This window comes from Oryzicola mucosus, from assembly GCF_014534685.1.
GTDB lineage: Bacteria > Pseudomonadota > Alphaproteobacteria > Rhizobiales > Rhizobiaceae > Oryzicola > Oryzicola mucosus.
Map to the genome: position 1 here is coordinate 38,463 of NZ_JACVVX010000012.1, position 17,449 is coordinate 55,911.

General features: G+C 62.3%; 17 protein-coding genes. 6 read left to right on the top strand and 11 right to left on the bottom strand.

What is annotated here, in order from left to right:
• Nucleotides 1–42 precede the first annotated feature (42 nt).
• Genes ICI42_RS22200 through ICI42_RS22215 form a run of 4 tightly spaced genes read left to right on the top strand, consistent with a single transcriptional unit; the run spans nt 43 to nt 4,217 of the window.
• A complete protein-coding gene (locus ICI42_RS22200; RefSeq protein WP_188166798.1) occupies nt 43–606 on the top strand; it encodes a UGSC family (seleno)protein in 564 nt (187 codons plus the stop codon).
• The gene (locus ICI42_RS22205; RefSeq protein WP_210317465.1) at nt 524–1,627 is read left to right on the top strand and encodes a hypothetical protein; all 1,104 of its coding nucleotides are present in this window, start codon (nt 524–526) and stop codon (nt 1,625–1,627) included. The genes ICI42_RS22200 and ICI42_RS22205 overlap by 83 nt, the downstream gene beginning before the upstream one ends.
• Nucleotides 1,561–3,105: an AMP-binding protein gene (locus ICI42_RS22210; RefSeq protein ID WP_210317467.1), complete on the top strand. Its 1,545-nt coding sequence runs from the start codon at nt 1,561–1,563 to the stop codon at nt 3,103–3,105. Before ICI42_RS22205 ends, ICI42_RS22210 begins: the two co-directional genes overlap by 67 nt.
• 14 nt (nt 3,106–3,119) lie before the next feature.
• Entirely contained in the window at nt 3,120–4,217 is a 1,098-nt protein-coding gene (locus ICI42_RS22215; RefSeq protein ID WP_188166799.1) for a CaiB/BaiF CoA transferase family protein, read from the top strand.
• Nucleotides 4,218–4,349: 132 nt separating this feature from the next.
• On the opposite strand, the gene ICI42_RS22220 is transcribed toward ICI42_RS22215, so the two are convergent.
• From ICI42_RS22220 to ICI42_RS22235, 4 genes are read right to left on the bottom strand one after another with little or no spacing between them, the layout of a single operon-like run.
• Nucleotides 4,350–4,778 (bottom strand): PaaI family thioesterase, encoded by a 429-nt coding sequence (locus ICI42_RS22220; protein ID WP_330999223.1) that lies wholly within the window; start codon nt 4,776–4,778, stop codon nt 4,350–4,352.
• A 33-nt stretch (nt 4,779–4,811) separates the two neighbouring features.
• Nucleotides 4,812–5,213, bottom strand: a complete 402-nt coding sequence (locus tag ICI42_RS22225) for a hotdog family protein (protein ID WP_188166800.1) — start codon at nt 5,211–5,213, stop codon at nt 4,812–4,814.
• Nucleotides 5,203–6,366 carry an acyl-CoA dehydrogenase family protein gene (locus tag ICI42_RS22230; RefSeq protein ID WP_188166801.1) on the bottom strand — a complete coding sequence of 388 codons (1,164 nt, stop codon included), beginning with the start codon at nt 6,364–6,366 and terminating at the stop codon, nt 5,203–5,205. The genes ICI42_RS22225 and ICI42_RS22230 overlap by 11 nt, the downstream gene beginning before the upstream one ends.
• Nucleotides 6,367–6,378: 12 nt before the next feature.
• Nucleotides 6,379–7,587, bottom strand: a complete 1,209-nt coding sequence (locus tag ICI42_RS22235; protein WP_188166802.1) for an acyl-CoA dehydrogenase family protein — start codon at nt 7,585–7,587, stop codon at nt 6,379–6,381.
• A 222-nt stretch (nt 7,588–7,809) separates the two neighbouring features.
• On the opposite strand from ICI42_RS22235, the gene ICI42_RS22240 reads away from it, so the two are divergent.
• On the top strand, nt 7,810–9,366 hold the full coding sequence (locus tag ICI42_RS22240) for a class I adenylate-forming enzyme family protein (protein WP_188166803.1): 1,557 nt from the start codon (nt 7,810–7,812) through the stop codon (nt 9,364–9,366).
• Nucleotides 9,367–9,372: 6 nt separating this feature from the next.
• On the opposite strand, the gene ICI42_RS22245 is transcribed toward ICI42_RS22240, so the two are convergent.
• The 6 genes from ICI42_RS22245 to ICI42_RS22270 form a co-directional block, all read right to left on the bottom strand.
• Complete coding sequence (locus tag ICI42_RS22245) at nt 9,373–10,152, bottom strand: enoyl-CoA hydratase/isomerase family protein (protein ID WP_188166804.1); 780 nt, start codon at nt 10,150–10,152, stop codon at nt 9,373–9,375.
• A 4-nt stretch (nt 10,153–10,156) separates the two neighbouring features.
• The gene (locus tag ICI42_RS22250) at nt 10,157–10,963 is read right to left on the bottom strand and encodes an enoyl-CoA hydratase/isomerase family protein (protein WP_188166805.1); all 807 of its coding nucleotides are present in this window, start codon (nt 10,961–10,963) and stop codon (nt 10,157–10,159) included.
• A 36-nt stretch (nt 10,964–10,999) separates the two neighbouring features.
• The gene (locus ICI42_RS22255) at nt 11,000–11,977 is read right to left on the bottom strand and encodes a Bug family tripartite tricarboxylate transporter substrate binding protein (protein WP_188166806.1); all 978 of its coding nucleotides are present in this window, start codon (nt 11,975–11,977) and stop codon (nt 11,000–11,002) included.
• Nucleotides 11,978–11,993: 16 nt separating this feature from the next.
• Nucleotides 11,994–13,178 carry an acyl-CoA dehydrogenase family protein gene (locus tag ICI42_RS22260; protein ID WP_188166807.1) on the bottom strand — a complete coding sequence of 395 codons (1,185 nt, stop codon included), beginning with the start codon at nt 13,176–13,178 and terminating at the stop codon, nt 11,994–11,996.
• Nucleotides 13,175–13,933, bottom strand: coding sequence for an enoyl-CoA hydratase/isomerase family protein (locus tag ICI42_RS22265; protein ID WP_188166808.1), 759 nt, complete (start codon nt 13,931–13,933; stop codon nt 13,175–13,177). The genes ICI42_RS22260 and ICI42_RS22265 overlap by 4 nt, the downstream gene beginning before the upstream one ends.
• 150 nt (nt 13,934–14,083) lie before the next feature.
• Complete coding sequence (locus ICI42_RS22270; RefSeq protein WP_188166809.1) at nt 14,084–14,794, bottom strand: NUDIX hydrolase; 711 nt, start codon at nt 14,792–14,794, stop codon at nt 14,084–14,086.
• A gap of 648 nt (nt 14,795–15,442) precedes the next feature.
• On the opposite strand from ICI42_RS22270, the gene ICI42_RS22275 reads away from it, so the two are divergent.
• On the top strand, nt 15,443–16,522 hold the full coding sequence (locus ICI42_RS22275) for a CaiB/BaiF CoA transferase family protein (protein WP_188166810.1): 1,080 nt from the start codon (nt 15,443–15,445) through the stop codon (nt 16,520–16,522).
• On the opposite strand, the gene ICI42_RS22280 is transcribed toward ICI42_RS22275, so the two are convergent.
• Nucleotides 16,506–17,399: a LysR family transcriptional regulator gene (locus tag ICI42_RS22280; protein WP_230980506.1), complete on the bottom strand. Its 894-nt coding sequence runs from the start codon at nt 17,397–17,399 to the stop codon at nt 16,506–16,508. The genes ICI42_RS22275 and ICI42_RS22280 overlap by 17 nt on opposite strands.
• Nucleotides 17,400–17,449 lie beyond the last annotated feature (50 nt).

The window sequence follows — 17,449 nt, forward strand, 5'->3', positions numbered from 1 at the left end:
CGGTGTTACGCATTTTGACGCCGTTCCTGAAAGGAGATTGCCATGAACCGAGGATTGATCCTCGATCCGAGCGCGAAGCGCATCGACGATATTTCCGACCCGGGGCCTGATCTTGAAAGCCTTGCCGGTAAGGTGATCGGCTTTCGTGTCGACGAGCTCTGGCGGTCCTGGGACTGGGTCTCCGAAGTCTGGAGCGAGATGCTCGAGCGCGACGGCGCCATCGTCAGGTTCTGGCGTGCGCGCGGCAGAACCGGCGAAGTTGGCGCGGAAGTGCTCAGGGAGCTAGAGGCCTTCACAAAGACTCTCGACGCCGCCGTCGTCGGCCTCGCCAATTGCGGCTCCTGCACGTCCTGGACAATCCACGACGCGCTCTGGGCCGCCAAGAATGACATCCCGACCGTTGCGGTCGCAACGGATCATTTCGAGCAACTGGCGGGCAACCTTGCCCGGCGCGGCGGCCGCTCCGGCCTGCGCCTCCATGTCCTCCCCTACCCGCTCGATATCCGGCAGAAGGCTGAAGTCCATGACATTGCAAGAGACCACTATCGATCGTTCCTGCGGACCCTCGGGGTGCGAGATCGACTGGCTATCCAGTCCGCGGCATGAGGCGGATCTCGATGTCGAGAAGTTTACCGCCTTCGCAATGACGGAAGGCTGGGGCGACGGCTTGCCGCTGATCCCGCCAACAGAGGGCCGGGTGCGCATGCACCTTTCAAAGAGCGGTCGTTTCCCGGACGAGGTCATCGCCGTCCTCTTGCCGCTTCGAACCGAATGCACCGTCGAGAAAATCGCTATCAACGCTGTCATGGCCGGAGCACCGGCCGAATCCATGCCTTTGCTGATCGCAGCAGTGGAGGCCATGGCGGAATCAAAATTCGAGCTACAGTCCTTGAATGCGACCACGGGTTCGGTGGTGCCGGCGATCATCGTCAACGGACCGATCCGTCACACCCTAAAAATTCCGTTTGCGACCGGCTGCCTCGGCGGTGTCGCGGGGCCGGCGCCCGCCATCGGCCGCGCGCTTCGGCTTCTCATCCGCAATGTCGCGGGTCAGGTCATCGATATCACCTCGCAAAGCACATACGGGACGCCAGGCCGCGTCGCCGGCATCGTTTTCGGCGAGTGGGAGGAAAAATCGCCCTGGGCGCCGCTTGGCGAACGGCTTGGTGTCAAAGGCGATGCCGTGACCGCCTACGGGGCCATGGGGACGGCCAATATCTGCGACATGATCGGCAATACCGCCGACCACTTTCTGCAAATGATCGGCAAGTCGCTCGCCTATCCCGGTGCGAACGGCTTCCTGCCGTCTTCGCAATGGTCGGAGACGCTTGTCGCCATCAATCCGGTCTGGGCAGAGGTCATCGGCAAGGCATATCCGAACATCGAAGACGTCCAGCAGAAGATCTTCGACTATGCCGCAATCCCGATCGATTTTCTCGATCCGGCCTACCGCGAGCCGATCGACCGCTGCGGCCGGCTGCAGGCGGATGGCCGTGTGCATCTTATCCAGAAACCGGAGGAGGTCTTCGTGATGGTCGCCGGTGGCATGGGCGGACTGCATTGCGCCATGCTCCATTCCTGGGGCACCTGCTTGACGACTACGAAGCCGGTGCGGATGCCGGCATGATGCAAGCGCCTTTTGTCGCGATCGGTGCAAAACAGCGGAGCGCGGAGGAAATCCGCGCTCGTGCCGCCGGCCTCGCCGAGGCCTTGGCCGCCCTTGGCGTCGGGCGCGGCGACGCGGTTGCGCTGATCGCGCGCAATGGCTTTCACTTCTTCGAAGTCGAAACCGCCATGCGCTCGCTAGACGGGTTTCTCGTCCCGCTTAACTGGCATCTGACGGCAACGGAAGCCGGCTACATCCTGCGCGATTGCAGGGCGCGGGTCATCATAGGCGAAGACGACCTGTTGGCCGCGATCAACGCCGAGATCCCGGCGTCCGCAAAGCAGGTTTCCCTCGAAAAGGAGACCGCCGGCCGATTGTCCTACGAGGTGCTGGCCGCAACCCCGCCCAAGATCGCGCGCAGGGGAAGCGGGTTGGAAAGCTCGATCATCTATACGTCCGGCACCACTGGACATCCCAAGGGTGTGCGCCGCCTGCCGAAGTCCACCGACGAGATCGCCGCCCGCCGCCACGCGCTGAACCTTCTCTATCCCTCGCGTCCGGGCGCCCGCGCGCTGGTGACCGGCCCACAATATCACCTGTTCAGTCTCGCGGTCTCGATGACCTATTTCGGCGCGGGAGCCGACGTTGTCGTGATGGAGCGGTTTGACGCCGAATCCTTCCTGGCGACGATCGCCGAACATCGCGTCACTCACACGCATCTCGTCCCCACGATGATGGTGCGCCTGCTACGCCTGCCCGAGGATGTGCGCCGGCGCTACGACGTCTCTTCTCTGGAATTCGTCATTCACAGCGGCGCGCCTTGCGCCGAGGAGATCAAGCGGGGATTGATCGACTGGTTCGGTCCTGTGATCTCGGAAAGTTACGGATCCACGGAGACAGGCGCGGTGACGCTGATCGGTTCGCGAGACTGGCTGGCGCGGCCCGGCTCTGTCGGCCGCCCCTACGCGACGGGAGAGGTGCGCATCTATGACAAGGCCGGCGAGCGGTTAACGTCGGGCGGAATCGGCGAGATCCACACGATCATGCATGGCACACCCGATTTCACCTATCACGGCAATGACGACGCACGCCAACGGATCGGGCGGGACGGCATGATCGCATCGGGCGACATCGGCTGGCTCGACGCGGAAGGCTATCTGTTCGTCTGCGACCGGATTGCCGACATGGTAATCTCAGGCGGCGTCAATATCTATCCGGCCGAGATCGAGGCCGCGATTCTCTCCCATCCCGCCGTTGTCGACGCCGCCGTGTTTGGCATTCCAGATCCGGAATTCGGCGAATCCATCGCAGTTCACCTGACGGTCGCCGTCCCGCTCGTGGAAGAGGAGTTGCGCTGCTATTTGCGCGAACGCCTCGCCTCTTACAAGGTCCCGAAACGAATGGTCTTCGAGGCCGAGTTGCCGCGACTGGAAAACGGCAAGATTTTGAAGCGGGCGTTGCGGGAACCCTATTGGGCCGGACGACAGCGGCGCGTTTGAGGCAGAATTCAGAAATGACAAACATCAAACCCCTGCCGCTCGAAGGTGTCCGCGTCCTCGACATCGCCTCGCTCTACGCCGCCCCGTTCGCGGCCACGCTTCTCGGAGACTTCGGCGCCGAGGTCATCAAGGTCGAGCCGCCGGAGGGCGACGGTTTCCGCGGCACCGGCATGTGGGGGCTTGTCGGGCGGAATAAGAAATCCGTGACACTCGATCTCCGTTCGCCCGACGGTTGCGAAAATTTGCTTCGCCTCGTGGAGACTGCCGATGTCGTCGTCCAGAACTTCCCCCGCGAGGTTCTGGAGCGGCGCGGTCTCGGCTGGGATGCCATGTCGGCGCGCAACCCGCGCCTGATTATGGTCAGCGTGTCCTGTTTCGGACAGGATGGCCCCTATGCCGGCCGGCCCGGCTCCGGCACGATCGGTGAAGGATTTGGCGGCTTGACCGCGCTGACAGGACGGCCAAATGACGTCCCCATGCTTTCCTCGGTGGCGCTGGGCGACGCGATCGGCGCGATGAGTGCTGCCATGGGCACGATGGCAGCACTTTACTGGCGCGATGTGCGCGGCGGTACCGGTCAGGAAATCGACGTCTCGCTTTATGAGCCGATCCTGATGGCGATCTCCGGCGCATGCGCCCAATGGTCTCCGGGCAATTCACCAGGCCGGCTGGGCGGGCGGCTGGGCAGCGGCATCCGCAACAGCTACCGGACGGGGGATGGCGAGCACGTCGTCATCTCCGCCAGCACCCAGCGCCACGCGGCGGACATGGCGGCCCTTGTCGGTGCTGAGCCTGACACGGACCCTGACGCAGCCGTGGCACGCTGGATTGCACGCCACACGCTGGCGGAGGTCCTCGACATTCTGACGGCGCGCCGACTGCCGGTCGCGACGGTGAATCACATCGACGATCTTCTGTCCGATCCGCAGGTCATCGCACGCGGCAGCCTGATACGCACCGAGGTGGAAGGGAGACCGGCCGTTATTCCTTCGCCGCAACCGAAGCTATCTAAAAGTCCGGGCACGATCCGCACCCTCGGTGCCGCGCTTGGAGCACACAATGCGGAAGTCCTCGGAGGCCTTGAGCAGGCTATAGCCCGCGCGGCTTCGTGATCGGGACGGCTTCGGGGATGTGGGAAGGACGGTCGCTATTCTCAAGGGCTCGTCGAAGTCGGGCTTCGCGTAGAGCCCAACCACGGCATTGCAGTTCCGTCGATTGCGACTTCACAGCGCCGTAAGACGGGATCACCCTTCAAGGGTGGATTGCGACGTGAAATAGACGCCGCGGCCGCTGGCTACGAGACGTCCCATCTTGTCGTAGATGAAAGCATCGGCAGTGCTGACGGTTTTGCCAAGCTTGATCACCTTACCGACGACCTTCAGGTCGCCATAGGCAGCGATGCGATGATAGTCGGTGCGCAGATCAATCGTCGGCGAGGCATGGCCAAGCATGGTCGCGACTGCATAGTCACCACCTGCATCGATGAGGGAGGCCAGCACGCCGCCGTGGATGAGTTTGCGCTCTGGTGCACCCATCATCTCGTCGCGCCATACAGCGGTGAGTTCCAGTTCGCCGTGGCCGACCGAGACGATGTGAAGGCCAAGCCAAGCGTTGAACGGGCAGCGATCCGCCATTTTCTGCAGTTGTTCGACGCTTAGAAGCGAATCCGACACCCGTGTTCTCCTAAATTTCCGCGGTGGCCACGATCAGCCGTCGTCATTCAGCCTGACGACAGCTTGGCCCGTCGTCGTGCGTTCTCCCGAACCGTTTTCGAGAAAAAGCGAAATCGTCAGCACTCGATCCTCGCGACCGGTGATCTCTCCTCCGAGCCGCAGGCTTGCGCCTTCGAAATCCGGCTTCCTGTAGCTTGCCGATATGCGTAGCAGGCGTCCCCGGCCCTTAAGCCAGGCCCGAACCATTTCCCCGAAAAGTGCAAACTTGTAGGTGCCCTGGACGGGCGTGCTGGCAAGGCCCATTTCAAGGGCCGCGCGGTCATCGTAGTGAATATTGTAATAATCGTTCTCCGCTGCGCACCATTCAACCAGATGATGCCGAAGGATGGGACCTGTCTCCTTTGGAGAAAGGATTTTCTCAGCCTCAGTTGCCATGGAGCCGCCCCTCAAGCTGCGACAGCATCCAGTCGGTATAGCGTTCGAGCTGGAACTCCTGCCGTCCGAACAGGGCGTCGATGACTAGGAGCCGCTTGTAGAACTGGCCGACCCTGTATTCTTCGGTCACTCCATAGCCGCCATGCAGCTGGATGCCCTGAGACGTTGCCCATTTGCCGATGCGCGTCACGAAGGCCTTGCAGCCGGCGACCTTGGCGCTTCGCTCGATCGGCTCGGCATTTGCCAGCGCCTGAAGCGCCACCATCACGGCCGAACGCGCAAGCACCAGTTCCATCGCCATGTCGGCCATGCGGTGCTGGAGCGCCTGGAAACTCGACAGCGTCACGCCGTACTGCTTGCGCTCCTTGATATAGGGCGCGGTTGCCTCGATCGCGCCCTCGATCGCACCGACGGCTTCGGCGCAGAGCACGACGCTCGCCGCATCGAGCGCCGCCTGCAGCAGCGCAAGGGCATCCTCTCCAGATGTAAGCAGCGCATCCGCTGGAAGCTTGCAGCCTTCGAACACGAGATCCACGCCGGACGTCCAGTCGACAAGCCTGTCGCCATCTGTCGTCAACCCGGCCGTTTTCGCATCGACGAGGAACAGACACAGGCCCTCGGGTGCCGCGGCTCCCGCCGCCTTGGCAGTCACAAGCACCATGTCCGCGACGTCGCCGCCGACAACCAGCGTCTTGCGGCCCGAAAGGGTCCACCCCTCCGTAGTCCGGGATGCGGTCGTCTTGATGGCAGTCATGTCGCCACGCGAGATTGGTTCGGAAAAAGCGGCGGCAAACAATTTTTCGCCGGAGATGAGGTCTGCGATGGCCTGCTGCGCCGCTTCATTGTCCAGGACTGCCGCCAGGATGCGCGCTGGAAGGACGGCGCACATTGTATAAGGTTCGAGCGCCTGCGCCTTGCCGAGGCATTCCGCGATCAGCGTGTTCTCGATCGTGGATCCGTTAAAGCCGCCGACTTCCTCCGGCACGCCGATGCCGAACCAGCCAAGTTCGGCAAGCTTGTTCCAGTTGCTTCGATTGACCGTCACGCCCTGCGCGACGCTCTGGCGCCGCTTCTCGAACGTGTATTCCTCGGCCGTAAAGCGCTGGGCGCTTTCGAGGATCAGTTTCTGTTCGCCACTGAGTTGCAGTTCCATAAGGTGATCCTGTCAGAAGCCAAAGAGCATCTTGGCGACGATGTTGCGCTGGACTTCGTTGGCACCGCCGTAGATAGACGCCGCCCGGCGATAGACCAATTCCGCCATCAGCCCGGGCGCATATTCGGGTCCTGCGAAAGACTGGTTGCGCAGCGACGCCTCGTCGTTGGTGTCAGGGTAATAATAGGCGCCGTAGTCGCCTGCCACCTCGACCAGCATGTCTGTGAGCCTCTGCGCAAGCTCGGTGCCGCGTGCCTTCAGGATCGAACCCACGGCCGCGCCGCCGTTCCTGTCGTCGAGGCCGTGGGCGATGACCCGCGAGACGGTCATATCGATCGCCGCCACCTCGATCTCCATTTCCGCCAACCGGGTGGCGAAGGTCGGCCGCCGTATAAGAGGTTCTGAGCCAGCCCGCTCAAGCGAGCTCAAATGCTTGATCTTCTGCAGATAACGCTTGAGCGCTGGTGCTTCGGCGCCATAGAAGGCGCGCTCGTTGAACAGCAGGAACTTGGTGTAGTCCCAGCCCTTGTTCTCCTCGCCGATTCGGTTAGCCACCGGAACGCGGACATTGTCGTAGAAGACTTCTGCCAGATGGTGCGAACCTTCAAGGCTCTGGATTGGCCGAACGGTAACGCCCGGCGTTTTGATGTCGAGCAGCAGAAAGGAGATGCCAGCCTGCTTCTTGACCGTGGTATCGGTTCGGACCAGCAAGAAGTTCCAGTCGCCGAATTTACCGTGGGACGTCCAGATCTTCTGACCGTTGACAATGTAATCGTCGCCGTCACGCACCGCGCTGGTGCGCAGCGCGGCCAGGTCGGAACCGGCGCTCGGTTCCGAGAAGCCCTGGACCCAGAAGGTGTTCCCATCACGGATTCCCGGCAGGAAACGTTCCTTTTGCTCCGGGGAGCCGAACGTGTAAATCACCGGGCCGACAAGCCCGATGCCACCGATATTGGTGACCGGAGCGCCAGCCAAGTAACATTCCTCGTCGAAAATGTAGCGCTGGCGTGCGGTCCAGCGCGGGCCGCCATATTCGACCGGCCAATGCGCGACCGACCAGCCTTTCTTGGCAAGGATTTTCTGCCAGGCAAGCGCGTCGTCGCGCTCCGACAGGAATCCGCTCCTGCCGCGCGCCGCCATGTCGGATGGCAGTTCCGCTTTCAAAAAGGCGCGTACTTCCTCCCGAAACCGTTGATCCGCAGAATCCGGTTCAAAGTTCATGCCGCACCTCCCTTGTCCCACGGAGACGCGCAAGCGGCACCCCCGGCATCTCCGTCGATGTGGTACCTATCAGGCCCGACTGCCATGCTGCCAAGCCCAAAGTGCCCTCGCCGACGCTGTGCCGAGCCATCAGCAAGCATGTGTTTTCCGTCACGCGGCAGGCAAGCGGGTTTGATTGTCGCAAGCCTTTCGATCAGATGCCGGACAAGCTTCGGAGGCGTCATGGAAACTCTGGGTAAACTTCTCGACCGCAACGCACAGCTTTACGGCAGCGAGGAAGCGTTAGTCTTCAGTGGCCGGACGTTGACCTATGATGACCTCAGGCAACGGGCCGGGCGGCTCTCGGCAGCGCTTTACCGGCTTGGCCTGCGCCGGCAGGACAGGCTGGCAATCCTGGCGATGAACTGCCCAGAATATCTGGAAGTCTACGGTGCTGGACACCTGGCCGGTTATATTATCAGCACCGTGAATTTCAGGCTCACGCTCCCTGAAATGGAGTTCGTCACGCAGGACTCTGCCCCGACGATCTTCATCTTCGAGGCGCAATATGCCGGCATCGTCGGCGCCCTGCGGGCCAGCGCTCCTTCCATCCGTCATTTTATCTGCATTGGCGACGCGCCGGACTGGGCACTCTCCTACGAAGGCCTGATGGCATCGGAGTTTGAAAACAAGGCCCCAATCGTCTCGCTTACAGATGACTACGCGCACCTGATGTATTCCAGCGGGACGACGGGCCGGCCGAAAGGGGTCATCAAAACCCACAGAGCCGAACTTGCTCGCGGCGAGATTTTCTCTGGAATGCTGCGGTTGATGTCCGACGAGCGCTCGCTGGTCGTCATGCCGCTCTTTCATACCGGCGCGACGTCGATCATGCTGGCCGCACACTGGATCGGCGGCTCCGTCGTTCTCCATCGCAAGTTCGACCCTAACGCCGTGCTGCGTGACATCGAGGCATATCGGGTCGCGATGACGCACATGGCGCCCACGCTCGTTCGCGCAATCCTCGATTCTCCCGATATCGACACGCGCGACCTGTCCAGCCTGAAAACCCTTTTCTATGCTGCCGCACCGATGCCGGTCGCCTTGCTCAAAAGAGCAATCGATCGCTTCGGGACGATCCTGGCCAATGGATACGGCATGACAGAGGGCGGGGGGACGTTCCTGCAGAAGCACTATCACCGCCCCGATGGAAACGAGATGGACCGCCGCCGACTGTTCTCGGTCGGCCACCCGACGGCACATGCCGAAATCCGCGTGGTCGACGGTGACGGCGAACCTCTTCCGCCCGAAACAGCCGGCGAGATCGTCCTGAAATCGCCGACCGTCATGGCATGCTATTGGAACAATTCGGTCGCGACCCGTCAGACGCTGAGGGACGGCTGGCTCAGCACCGGCGATGTTGGCGTCATCGACAAAGACGGGTTCGTCTATCTTGTGGACCGGAAGAAGGACATGATCATCTCCGGCGGCGAAAACATTTACTGCCAGGAAGTGGAGCAGGTTTTGATGAATTGCGACGGCGTCCGCGAGGCGGTCGTCCTCGGCGTGCCGGACGACTACTGGGGCGAGAACGTCGCCGCCTTTGTTATCCGCGAGCCCCATTCTACTGTGACATCCGACGAGATCACCGCCTACTGCAATGCGCAGCTCGCGCGCTACAAGGTTCCCAAGTCCATCGTTTTCGTCGAGGACGTGCCGCGGGTCACCAGCGGCAAAGTGGACAAACGGACCCTGAAGTCGGTCTATCTGGAGCAGGCCGCATCGGCGGCAGCCCTTTGAGCCGTCTTATTCCCCGGTGAACCGCGCCGGCCGATTCTCCCGGAAGGCGGAGGTTCCCTCTGCGAAGTCCGCTGTAAAGCGCATCTGCGGACTGATCAGCGCCTCGTCTCGAAGAAAAGCATCGATCCGGGGCGAGATGCTGCGATCGACGAGATGTTTCATCATGGCAAAGGCGAGCGTCGGACCGGAGGCCAGATCGACGGCCATCGCCAGTGCCTCTTCCTCAAGGATCTCGCTGTCGAAGAGCCGGCTGACCAACCCCATCGACAGAGCTTCCTCGACCGTCAACGTCCTTGCCGTGAAAAGCAATTCCTTGGCGCGCAACGGCCCGAGCAGTCGAGTCAGGTGATAAGCAGAGCCAGAATCGGCCACTAGGCCAAGCTTGGCAAAAGGCATGGAGAAACGCGCACCCCGTCCGGCGAGCACGATATCGCAGCCGAGCGCAATGGCCCAGCCGAGCCCGTAGGCAACCCCGTCGACGGCCGCTATCGTCGGCTTGTCGGTGCTAGCGAGCAGTGTGGCGATGCGCAGGCCACCCTGTTTCATCCGCCGCCGCGACGAAGCGATGGTCTCTGCCCCGAACTGGCCGACATCGGCCCCGGAACAGAAATGGCCACCTGCTCCCGAAATGAGGATGGCACGCACGGCCGGGTCCGCGTCGAATGACTCGAGCGTCGCGGCAAAGGCAGAGCGCATGTCCTTGTCCATGGCGTTGCGCCGGGCCGGCCGGTCGATGATGATCCGGCCCACGCCGTTCTCGATGCTCGACCCGACGAGGTTTTCCAACGATTCATTCCCCCTTGAACGTCGGCTTGCGCTTCTCGAGGAAGCCGTTCACCGCCTCGGCGTAGTCCTGGCTGAGCATGGTGATCGTTTCAAAGGCGATTGATGCATCGAAGGCAAGTTCGAGCTGCTGGCGGATCTGCTTGTTGATCGACTGTTTCGTCCAGCGGACCGCCAGCGGTGGAAGCGCTGCCATTTCGGAGGCGATCGCCACGGCCATGTCCATTACACCGGTCGCAGGTGCGGTGTGGCCAACCAAACCCATGCGAAACGCCTCATTGCAATCCGCCAGCCGACCGCGCATCAGAAAGTCCTTGGCCCTGCTGGGCCCGACCAGCAGCGGCCAGATCACGGCGCCGCCATCGCCGGCTACAAGGCCGACACGCACATGGGTGTCGCCGATCCGTGCGGTCTCGGCCATCACGACGACATCGCAAGCCAATGCCAGAGTTGCTCCGAGGCCGATCGCGTCGCCATTGACGGCTGCAATGACAGGTTGCGGCAGGTCCAGAAGGCCACGAAACAGGGTCAGCGCCGAAGACGGCACGGCGACCGAGGTGCGGAAGTTTTCCTGCGGATCGCCGAGTCGGCGGGCAATGGCCTTGAGGTCGCCGCCCGCCGAAAAGGCTTTGCCCGCACCGGTGAAAACGATCGCCCGAACGCTACGATCGTCCGCAAGGCGCGGCCAGAGAAGCTCGGCTTCCCGGTGCATGTCGGCGTTGAATGCGTTCATCTGCTCCAGACGGTTGAGCGTCACGATCGCGATATCGTCGCGACGCTCGACGAGAATGCTTTCACCGGTAACGGTCACCATCGTCCCTTTCCAATTCCCATGAGACAAGACGAGGCTTTACTCGAGCTTCATGCCGGTCTTCTCAACGAGAGTTTGGAGTTTTTCCTGCTCCTTCTGCATGTCCAGCTTCGTCTGCTCCGGCGAGGTACCCCCGGGTTCGCCGACCGCGAGGATCTTTTCCCTCACATCGGGCATCGCCAGAGCCTCGTTGACCGCTCCATTCAGTGCGTCGACGATTTCCTTCGGTGTATCCTTTGGAGCGAAGAACGTGAACGCATAAGTTGTCTGGAAGCCAGGTACGGTATTTGACAAAGGCGGAATTTCCGGAAATTGGCTGATGCTTTTCGGCGAAGAAACGCCAAGCGCAGTCAGTTTTCCGGTTTTCCCGTATTGCTGGTGCAACACCGGCGAACCGAAGATCATGGACACTTCGTTCGCCACGACCGCCTGAGTCGCCGGGCCTGTTCCCTTGTAAGGAACATGCAGGATGTCGGTGCCAGTCATGTTCTTGAACAGTTCGCTGGTGAAATAGGTATGTGCGCCGACCCCTGTGGAACTGTAGCTGTACTCGCCGGGCTTGGCCTTTGCCGCGTCTATGAATTCCTTGACGGTCTTGAAGCCGAGCGACGGGTTCACGTAGAGAATATACGCTCCGGTATGCGTCGTCGCGACGGGGACAAGATCCTTACTGATGTCGAAGTTGAGTTGGTCCTTCTTGGTCAGTTGCAGAGTGATCAGGGCGGTAACGGCCGTGTAGAGGATCGTATAGCCGTCATTCTTGGCGCGCGTCACATATTCGGTGCCGATCGCCGTCGAGGCGCCCGGCTTGGTCTCGATGACAAACTGCTGGCCGAATTTCTTCGACAGCTTGTCGAGAACGATGCGCCCCATGATCTCGACCGGGCCGCCGGGATCGAATGGAACGATGACGGTGACCGGCTTGGTCGGATAATCCGCCGCGACGGCCGGTACCGTCATGGTCATTGCAATTGTCGTGGACAGCGCCGCGAGCGCCTGTCGTCTAGTCAGTTTCATTGCTTCTCTCCTCCCCTCACTTCAAATCCTTGTTTCGCGCCGAGGCAGCCGGTCCGAGTTCGGCGCGGGCGATGAAAATGCGAAGCATTTCGCTGGACCCCTCCAAAATCTTCGCGGTACGCAGGTCGCGAAACCAGGCTTCGAGCGGCAGTTCCCGCGACAGTCCCATGGCGCCCATAATCTGCATCATGCGGTCGACAGTCCGGCTTGCCGCGTCCACGGCGCCGGCCTTGGCGACGGCGGCTTCTAGGCGGATGTCGCGGCCCTGGTCGTGCTTCCAGGCGGCCTCCCAGACCAGCCAGCGTGCGGCGTTGATATCGATCCGACTTTCGGCGACGGCGAATTGCACTGCCTGCCGGGTGGCGAGCACCGCGCCGAAGGTTTCGCGCACTCGTGCCCAATCGGAGGCGATGCGTAACGATTCCTCCGCTATCCCAACGGCCCGCGCAGCGTAGAGCAGCCGCGCGCGCTGCAACCATTTTCCTGCAAGCTCGAGCCCCTTGCCCTCGGCGCCGATGAGATTTTCGGCCGGGATTCGGCAATTGTCGAAACGCAATTCGGTCGGCCAGTGGTCGCGCAGTACCGGTAAGCTGCGAACCACCTCCATTCCCGGCGTGCCGGCTTCAACCACGAACGCGCTAATGCCGCTTCCGGTCCTGGCATACACGACGCCATAGTGCGCATATTCGGCATGCGTGATCCACATCTTGGTGCCGTTGATCACGTAATGGTCCCCATCGCGCACGGCCGTCGTGCGGATCGCGCGGGCTGGATCGCTGCCACCGGTCGCCTCGGCGATCGCTGTAAAGCCGTACCAACCATTGCGGATCGAGGGCACCACGTAACGATCGATTTGCTCCGGCGTGCCGGCGTAAAGGACGATCGGCGGCGGATGGCCGAAGGCGCCGCCGCCCGGCTGCGGAAAGCTGAACCGATGCTTGCTACCAGCCTCAGCGGCGACTGCGAATTCCAGCGACGACAGTCCGCCGCCACCATATTGCTCCGGCGCATCGAGGCACCACAGGCCGTGCGCCCGCGCCTTTTCCTGAAGCCCTGCGGTCACGTCCGCCGGAAGCCCGCGCGCCTCGGGCGACAGCGCCTGCTCTGCCGGAACGATCTCGTTTCGAACGAACGCTTCCATTGTGTCGCGCAATGTCACAAGATGCGGCGGCAGGTCGAATCCAAAGCCTGCGTCGCTCATTTTCCGCCCTTCAGAACATGCTCGACCCGGGCCTTGACGAGTGGACTTGCCAGGAGCTTGATCTGCTCGCCGACGGCCGCGGCAAGATGCGCCTCAAGTCCCGCCCGCAGGTCCATCCGCGACAGGCGTACATAAGCCTCAATGGTGTCCCGAGACAGCAGCGCCAGTTTCTCGATCCGCTGCACGGCTCGTTCACGGGCCGTTGCTTCGGCCGAAGATTCGCCGAGATTCATGGCTTCCGCTAAATCCTGCCCGATGCGCGGCTGTTCTTCTAGAAGCTTCCACAGGATATGCGGCGCCTTTAGCCGCAGCAGCCATTCGCCCCCGGTGCCCGGCGCAAAGCCGACGCGGGCCCAGCCCTGCATGAGCGATCCCTGGGGTCCGACGAAACGGCAATCACAAGCAAGCGCGATATCGAGACCGAGTCCGATGGCCGGCCCGTCGATGGCCGCGATGGTGACCACAGGCATGTCCACGAGCGCACGGATCACGTCCTGATAGGCAGTGTAAACGATCTGCCGCCGCTCTTCCTCGGACATGCCGGTCCGGCTTACAGCGCCCTTGAGGTTGCCCCCGGCACAGAACGCAGGACCTTCGCCGGTGACCACCACGCCGGAAATCTCTCCGTCGCGGGCAAGCTTCCGCAGGCCGGCCGCGATTTCGCGGCATTCGTCCGGCCCCAGCGCATTGCGCTGTTCCGGCCAGTCGAAAATCAGCAAGGCGGCAGCGCCGTTCCGCTCAAGTTTCACAGACACTGCATTTCCTCCAGAGATCAAAAGAGATCCTCGCCATGCGACATTCTCCTTACGGATAGAGGTATTGTCTCGAAGGCCGGCTCAAACCGCACGTATGTGTCAGGCGCCGCGGGCGGCCCGGCCCGCCTTTCGGGACCGTGGCGTCTGGCGTCAGATGGGTTCACTCTGGAATTTGCCTTGCCGCATGCGGCGGAGGACCACCGGCGCATCGGCCTCCAGCGGTCCGGCCACCAGCTTCGGCTCTAGTTCGTCCAGCACCACGCGGGTGACCATAGGCAGCTTCTTGAAGGCGCGCGCCTCATCGAACGTCACCCATGCGGGGTTTTCGAGTTCCTCGTCCGGCACCTCGACTTGCTTGACGATCGCGTCCGCCTCAACCACGAAAAACCGCGCATCGAAGCGGCGCGGCTGGGTCGGCGGGGTGATGGCGCGGGTCAGGAGACGGAGACGGGAGAGAGCCGGCAGCACACCATGGCTGACAAAAGACGACCATGATGCGCCGGGCGGCTTGCGCCAGGCAGCCTGTTCGATCCCGATAAGATAGCCGGTTTCCTCATAGGTCTCTCGGATCGCCGCGAGTGCCAGTGCCCGTGCCCGAGCCGGTGAGGCGGAGGAACGCCGGCAGAGAAGCTCGACGACCGCCGGGTCGAGTTCATCCGCCACCGGCACGAACCGGTCCTGGTTCTCAATCCGGCCGCCGGGGAAAACCAGCGCCCCCGGCATGAAGACATGACCCATGGCCCTGCGGCCCATCAGCAGCCGCACGGCATCGACGTCGCGCCGGTAGACGATCAGCGTCGCCGCATCGCGCGGCCGCAGCGCCTTTTTCTTCTTTTCCTGCGTTTCCGTCGTCTCACCCAATGGCCGTCCTCCTGCATGTTCCGCCACAGAATGGAAATTCGGTCGCCGATTGCAAACGTCCGGCCAGCGTGGTGGCGACAACAACATGTAGCTGTTGAATGATGGTTCAGGCCTGCCGTAGGACTTATGGTTGTGCCCCTCGCCGCCAAAGCGCACATCCATGTGGTTGATGAACGGGGTTTTGACGGAACGCCGTTTCTGCCGCTAGTAAAAAACATGGGAGGGAGCTGAGATCAGACGTTCGCAGATTGGAAATCGCGTTACCACCAAATGCGGTGCCGCCGTCAGCGCCATGGAATTGCCCGGTGCCCGTAGAGTTCGCCTGCCTTTTCCGCGGTGGCGGACGGGCTTCAGTTTACCGTAGGACCCACGGCGGCTCCTATTTCACTCATCTCGGCAAGCGGTGTGACCTCGATGCGGATATCGGCTCGGTCTACTAGGCACATACCGACGGCTGTAAGATCCGTGAGGTTGTCTTCCCGTTTTATAGGCCGAACGGCATCGGATTGTCCGCCCGACGAGCAAACGCAGCAGGTGTCCGAGACGTTGACCGCACGCCTAAGGGGCTTCAAGATCGAGACGCCCGACGCGTCGTGCAGCCGTTCCACGCCCACTATCCCAGCCTTCGCCTGACCTATTGAGGGATCCATGCTACCGCTTTCCGGAATGACCGTCCTCGACTTCTCCACCCTGCTTCCTGGCCCGCTAGCCAGTCTGTTCCTGGCGGAGGCGGGTGCCCGGGTGGTAAAGGTCGAACGGCCCGGAGAAGGCGACGTCATGCGGACGTTCGGTCCAGCGGAGTTCGACATGTTGAACGCCGGCAAGGATAGCGTCGCTATCGATCTCAAGGAGACCGGTGCTATCGAACGGCTGCGCCCGCTGATTGAGGGGGCCGACGTCCTGTTGGAGCAGTTCCGGCCCGGCACGATGGACCGGCTCGGGCTTGGTTACGAAGCAGTTCGCGCCATTCGGTCGGACATCATTTATTGCTCGCTGAATGGCTATGGGTCAAAAGGCGAATATGCTTCTGTGCCCGGCCACGACCTCACCTACGCCGCTGAATCGGGCCTACTCGGACTGACGACGGGCAGCGATGGCGCACCGGTCGTGCCGTGGGCACTGGTCGCCGATGTTGGCGGTGGCACATACCCGCTCCTGGTGAACCTTTTGATGGCACTGCTGCGTCGCAGCCGAACCGGCGAGGGCTGCCAGATCGAGGTTGCCATGTTCGACGGGCTTTATGCCTTCGCAGGATGGACGCTCGCCGCGAAGGCGGAGACTGGCAACTGGCCCGTGCCAAATGGCAATCCGGCCTCTGGCAGCTCGCCGCGCTACCACATCTATGAAACGTCCGACCGGCGTCATCTGGCCGTCGCCTGCGTAGAGCAGAAGTTTTGGCACAATTTCTGCTTGTTGATCAGTCTGCCCGACGATCTCGCTGCCAGCGACGACCACGATGCCGTTGTCGCTGCGGTCGCCGAGCAAATCGCGCAACGGTCCTCCGCGGAGTGGACCGCCATCTTCAAGGGGCGGGAGGTCTGCTGCGCGGTGGTTCGTACTCCGGCCGAAGCTATGGAGGGCGCCTTGGTGCGCGACCGTGGCCTTGTGTCCCCGGAAGGAATACTGCCGTTGCCACTGTCGCCGGCGTTGCGGCGGGCGGATCGCCGGCCCGCCCCTGCGCTCGGCCAGTCCAACCCGCTGCTCGCCGCAGTCAAGCCCCGGATCTGAGCAGCGTGTCGAGCGTCTCGACGAGGCGATCTGTCAGCCCGCTTCCTTCCGTCTTCCAGACGAGCGCCAGCGACATGGAAAGAGATAGGCCTTGGACGGGCCGAATGACGACGCCACGTGTCCAGCTGACCTCGTCGGCGGAAATCGCCAGCGCCAAACCCAGCCCGACGCCCACGAGGTTCATCGTCGTCGCCTCGCTTTGCGTCTCCTGCACCATGCGTGGTTCCAGGCCGGCCTTGCGGCAGGCCGTCGTCACCGCTTCGTAGTAGACCGGATTGACCGAGCGCGATATCCCGACGAAATCCTCATCCCTCAGATCGACCACCGAAATTTGCCGACGGCCGGTCAAGGGATGGCCCTCGCCGAGCGCCAGCCAGATGCGATGCACGCTCACCGCTCGACTGGACAGCCCGGCCGGTAGCTTCGCCGGCAAGTAGACGAAGCCGGCATCGAGTTCACCCCGAGCGATCGCCTCGATCTGCATCTGAGACGTCATCTGCAGCAGACGCAGCTCGATCTCCGGCCAGGCGCGGCGAAAATCGCGGAACGTATCCGCGACTATGCTGGAGCGTCCCGCCGTCTCATGGAAACCGAGCCGGATAATGCCCGCCTTGCCGCTGGCGATCCGGGCTGCCCGCTCTCCGGCGAGCTGCACCTCACGAAGGATCCATCGGGCATCCGCCAGATAGGCTTCGCCGGCCGGCGTCAACCGGACGCGCTGCTTCGTCCGCGCGAACAGCAGCACGCCAAGTTCCCCCTCCAGCGCCGCGATCTGCCGCGATAGCGCCGGCTGCACGATGTTCAGCCTCTCCGAGGCCTTGCGGATGCTCTCGGATTCGGCGGCGGCCACAAAATATCGGAGGTGACGGAGTTCCATCCTGACTTGATACCATTAAGGTATCAATTTGACAATAAATGAACATTTGA

What these genes read in the sequence shown, in the direction of transcription:
- ICI42_RS22205 (WP_210317465.1), top strand. Translation starts at nt 524, where the DNA reads ATGACATTGCAAGAGACCACTATCGATCGTTCCTGCGGACCCTCGGGG.
- ICI42_RS22250 (WP_188166805.1), bottom strand. Translation starts at nt 10,963, where the DNA reads ATGGTGACCGTTACCGGTGAAAGCATTCTCGTCGAGCGTCGCGACGAT.
- ICI42_RS22260 (WP_188166807.1), bottom strand. Translation starts at nt 13,178, where the DNA reads ATGAGCGACGCAGGCTTTGGATTCGACCTGCCGCCGCATCTTGTGACA.
- ICI42_RS22230 (WP_188166801.1), bottom strand. Translation starts at nt 6,366, where the DNA reads ATGGAACTGCAACTCAGTGGCGAACAGAAACTGATCCTCGAAAGCGCC.
- ICI42_RS22240 (WP_188166803.1), top strand. Translation starts at nt 7,810, where the DNA reads ATGGAAACTCTGGGTAAACTTCTCGACCGCAACGCACAGCTTTACGGC.
- ICI42_RS22215 (WP_188166799.1), top strand. Translation starts at nt 3,120, where the DNA reads ATGACAAACATCAAACCCCTGCCGCTCGAAGGTGTCCGCGTCCTCGAC.
- ICI42_RS22200 (WP_188166798.1), top strand. Translation starts at nt 43, where the DNA reads ATGAACCGAGGATTGATCCTCGATCCGAGCGCGAAGCGCATCGACGAT.
- ICI42_RS22225 (WP_188166800.1), bottom strand. Translation starts at nt 5,213, where the DNA reads ATGGCAACTGAGGCTGAGAAAATCCTTTCTCCAAAGGAGACAGGTCCC.
- ICI42_RS22275 (WP_188166810.1), top strand. Translation starts at nt 15,443, where the DNA reads ATGCTACCGCTTTCCGGAATGACCGTCCTCGACTTCTCCACCCTGCTT.
- ICI42_RS22235 (WP_188166802.1), bottom strand. Translation starts at nt 7,587, where the DNA reads ATGAACTTTGAACCGGATTCTGCGGATCAACGGTTTCGGGAGGAAGTA.
- ICI42_RS22255 (WP_188166806.1), bottom strand. Translation starts at nt 11,977, where the DNA reads ATGAAACTGACTAGACGACAGGCGCTCGCGGCGCTGTCCACGACAATT.
- ICI42_RS22280 (WP_230980506.1), bottom strand. Translation starts at nt 17,399, where the DNA reads ATGGAACTCCGTCACCTCCGATATTTTGTGGCCGCCGCCGAATCCGAG.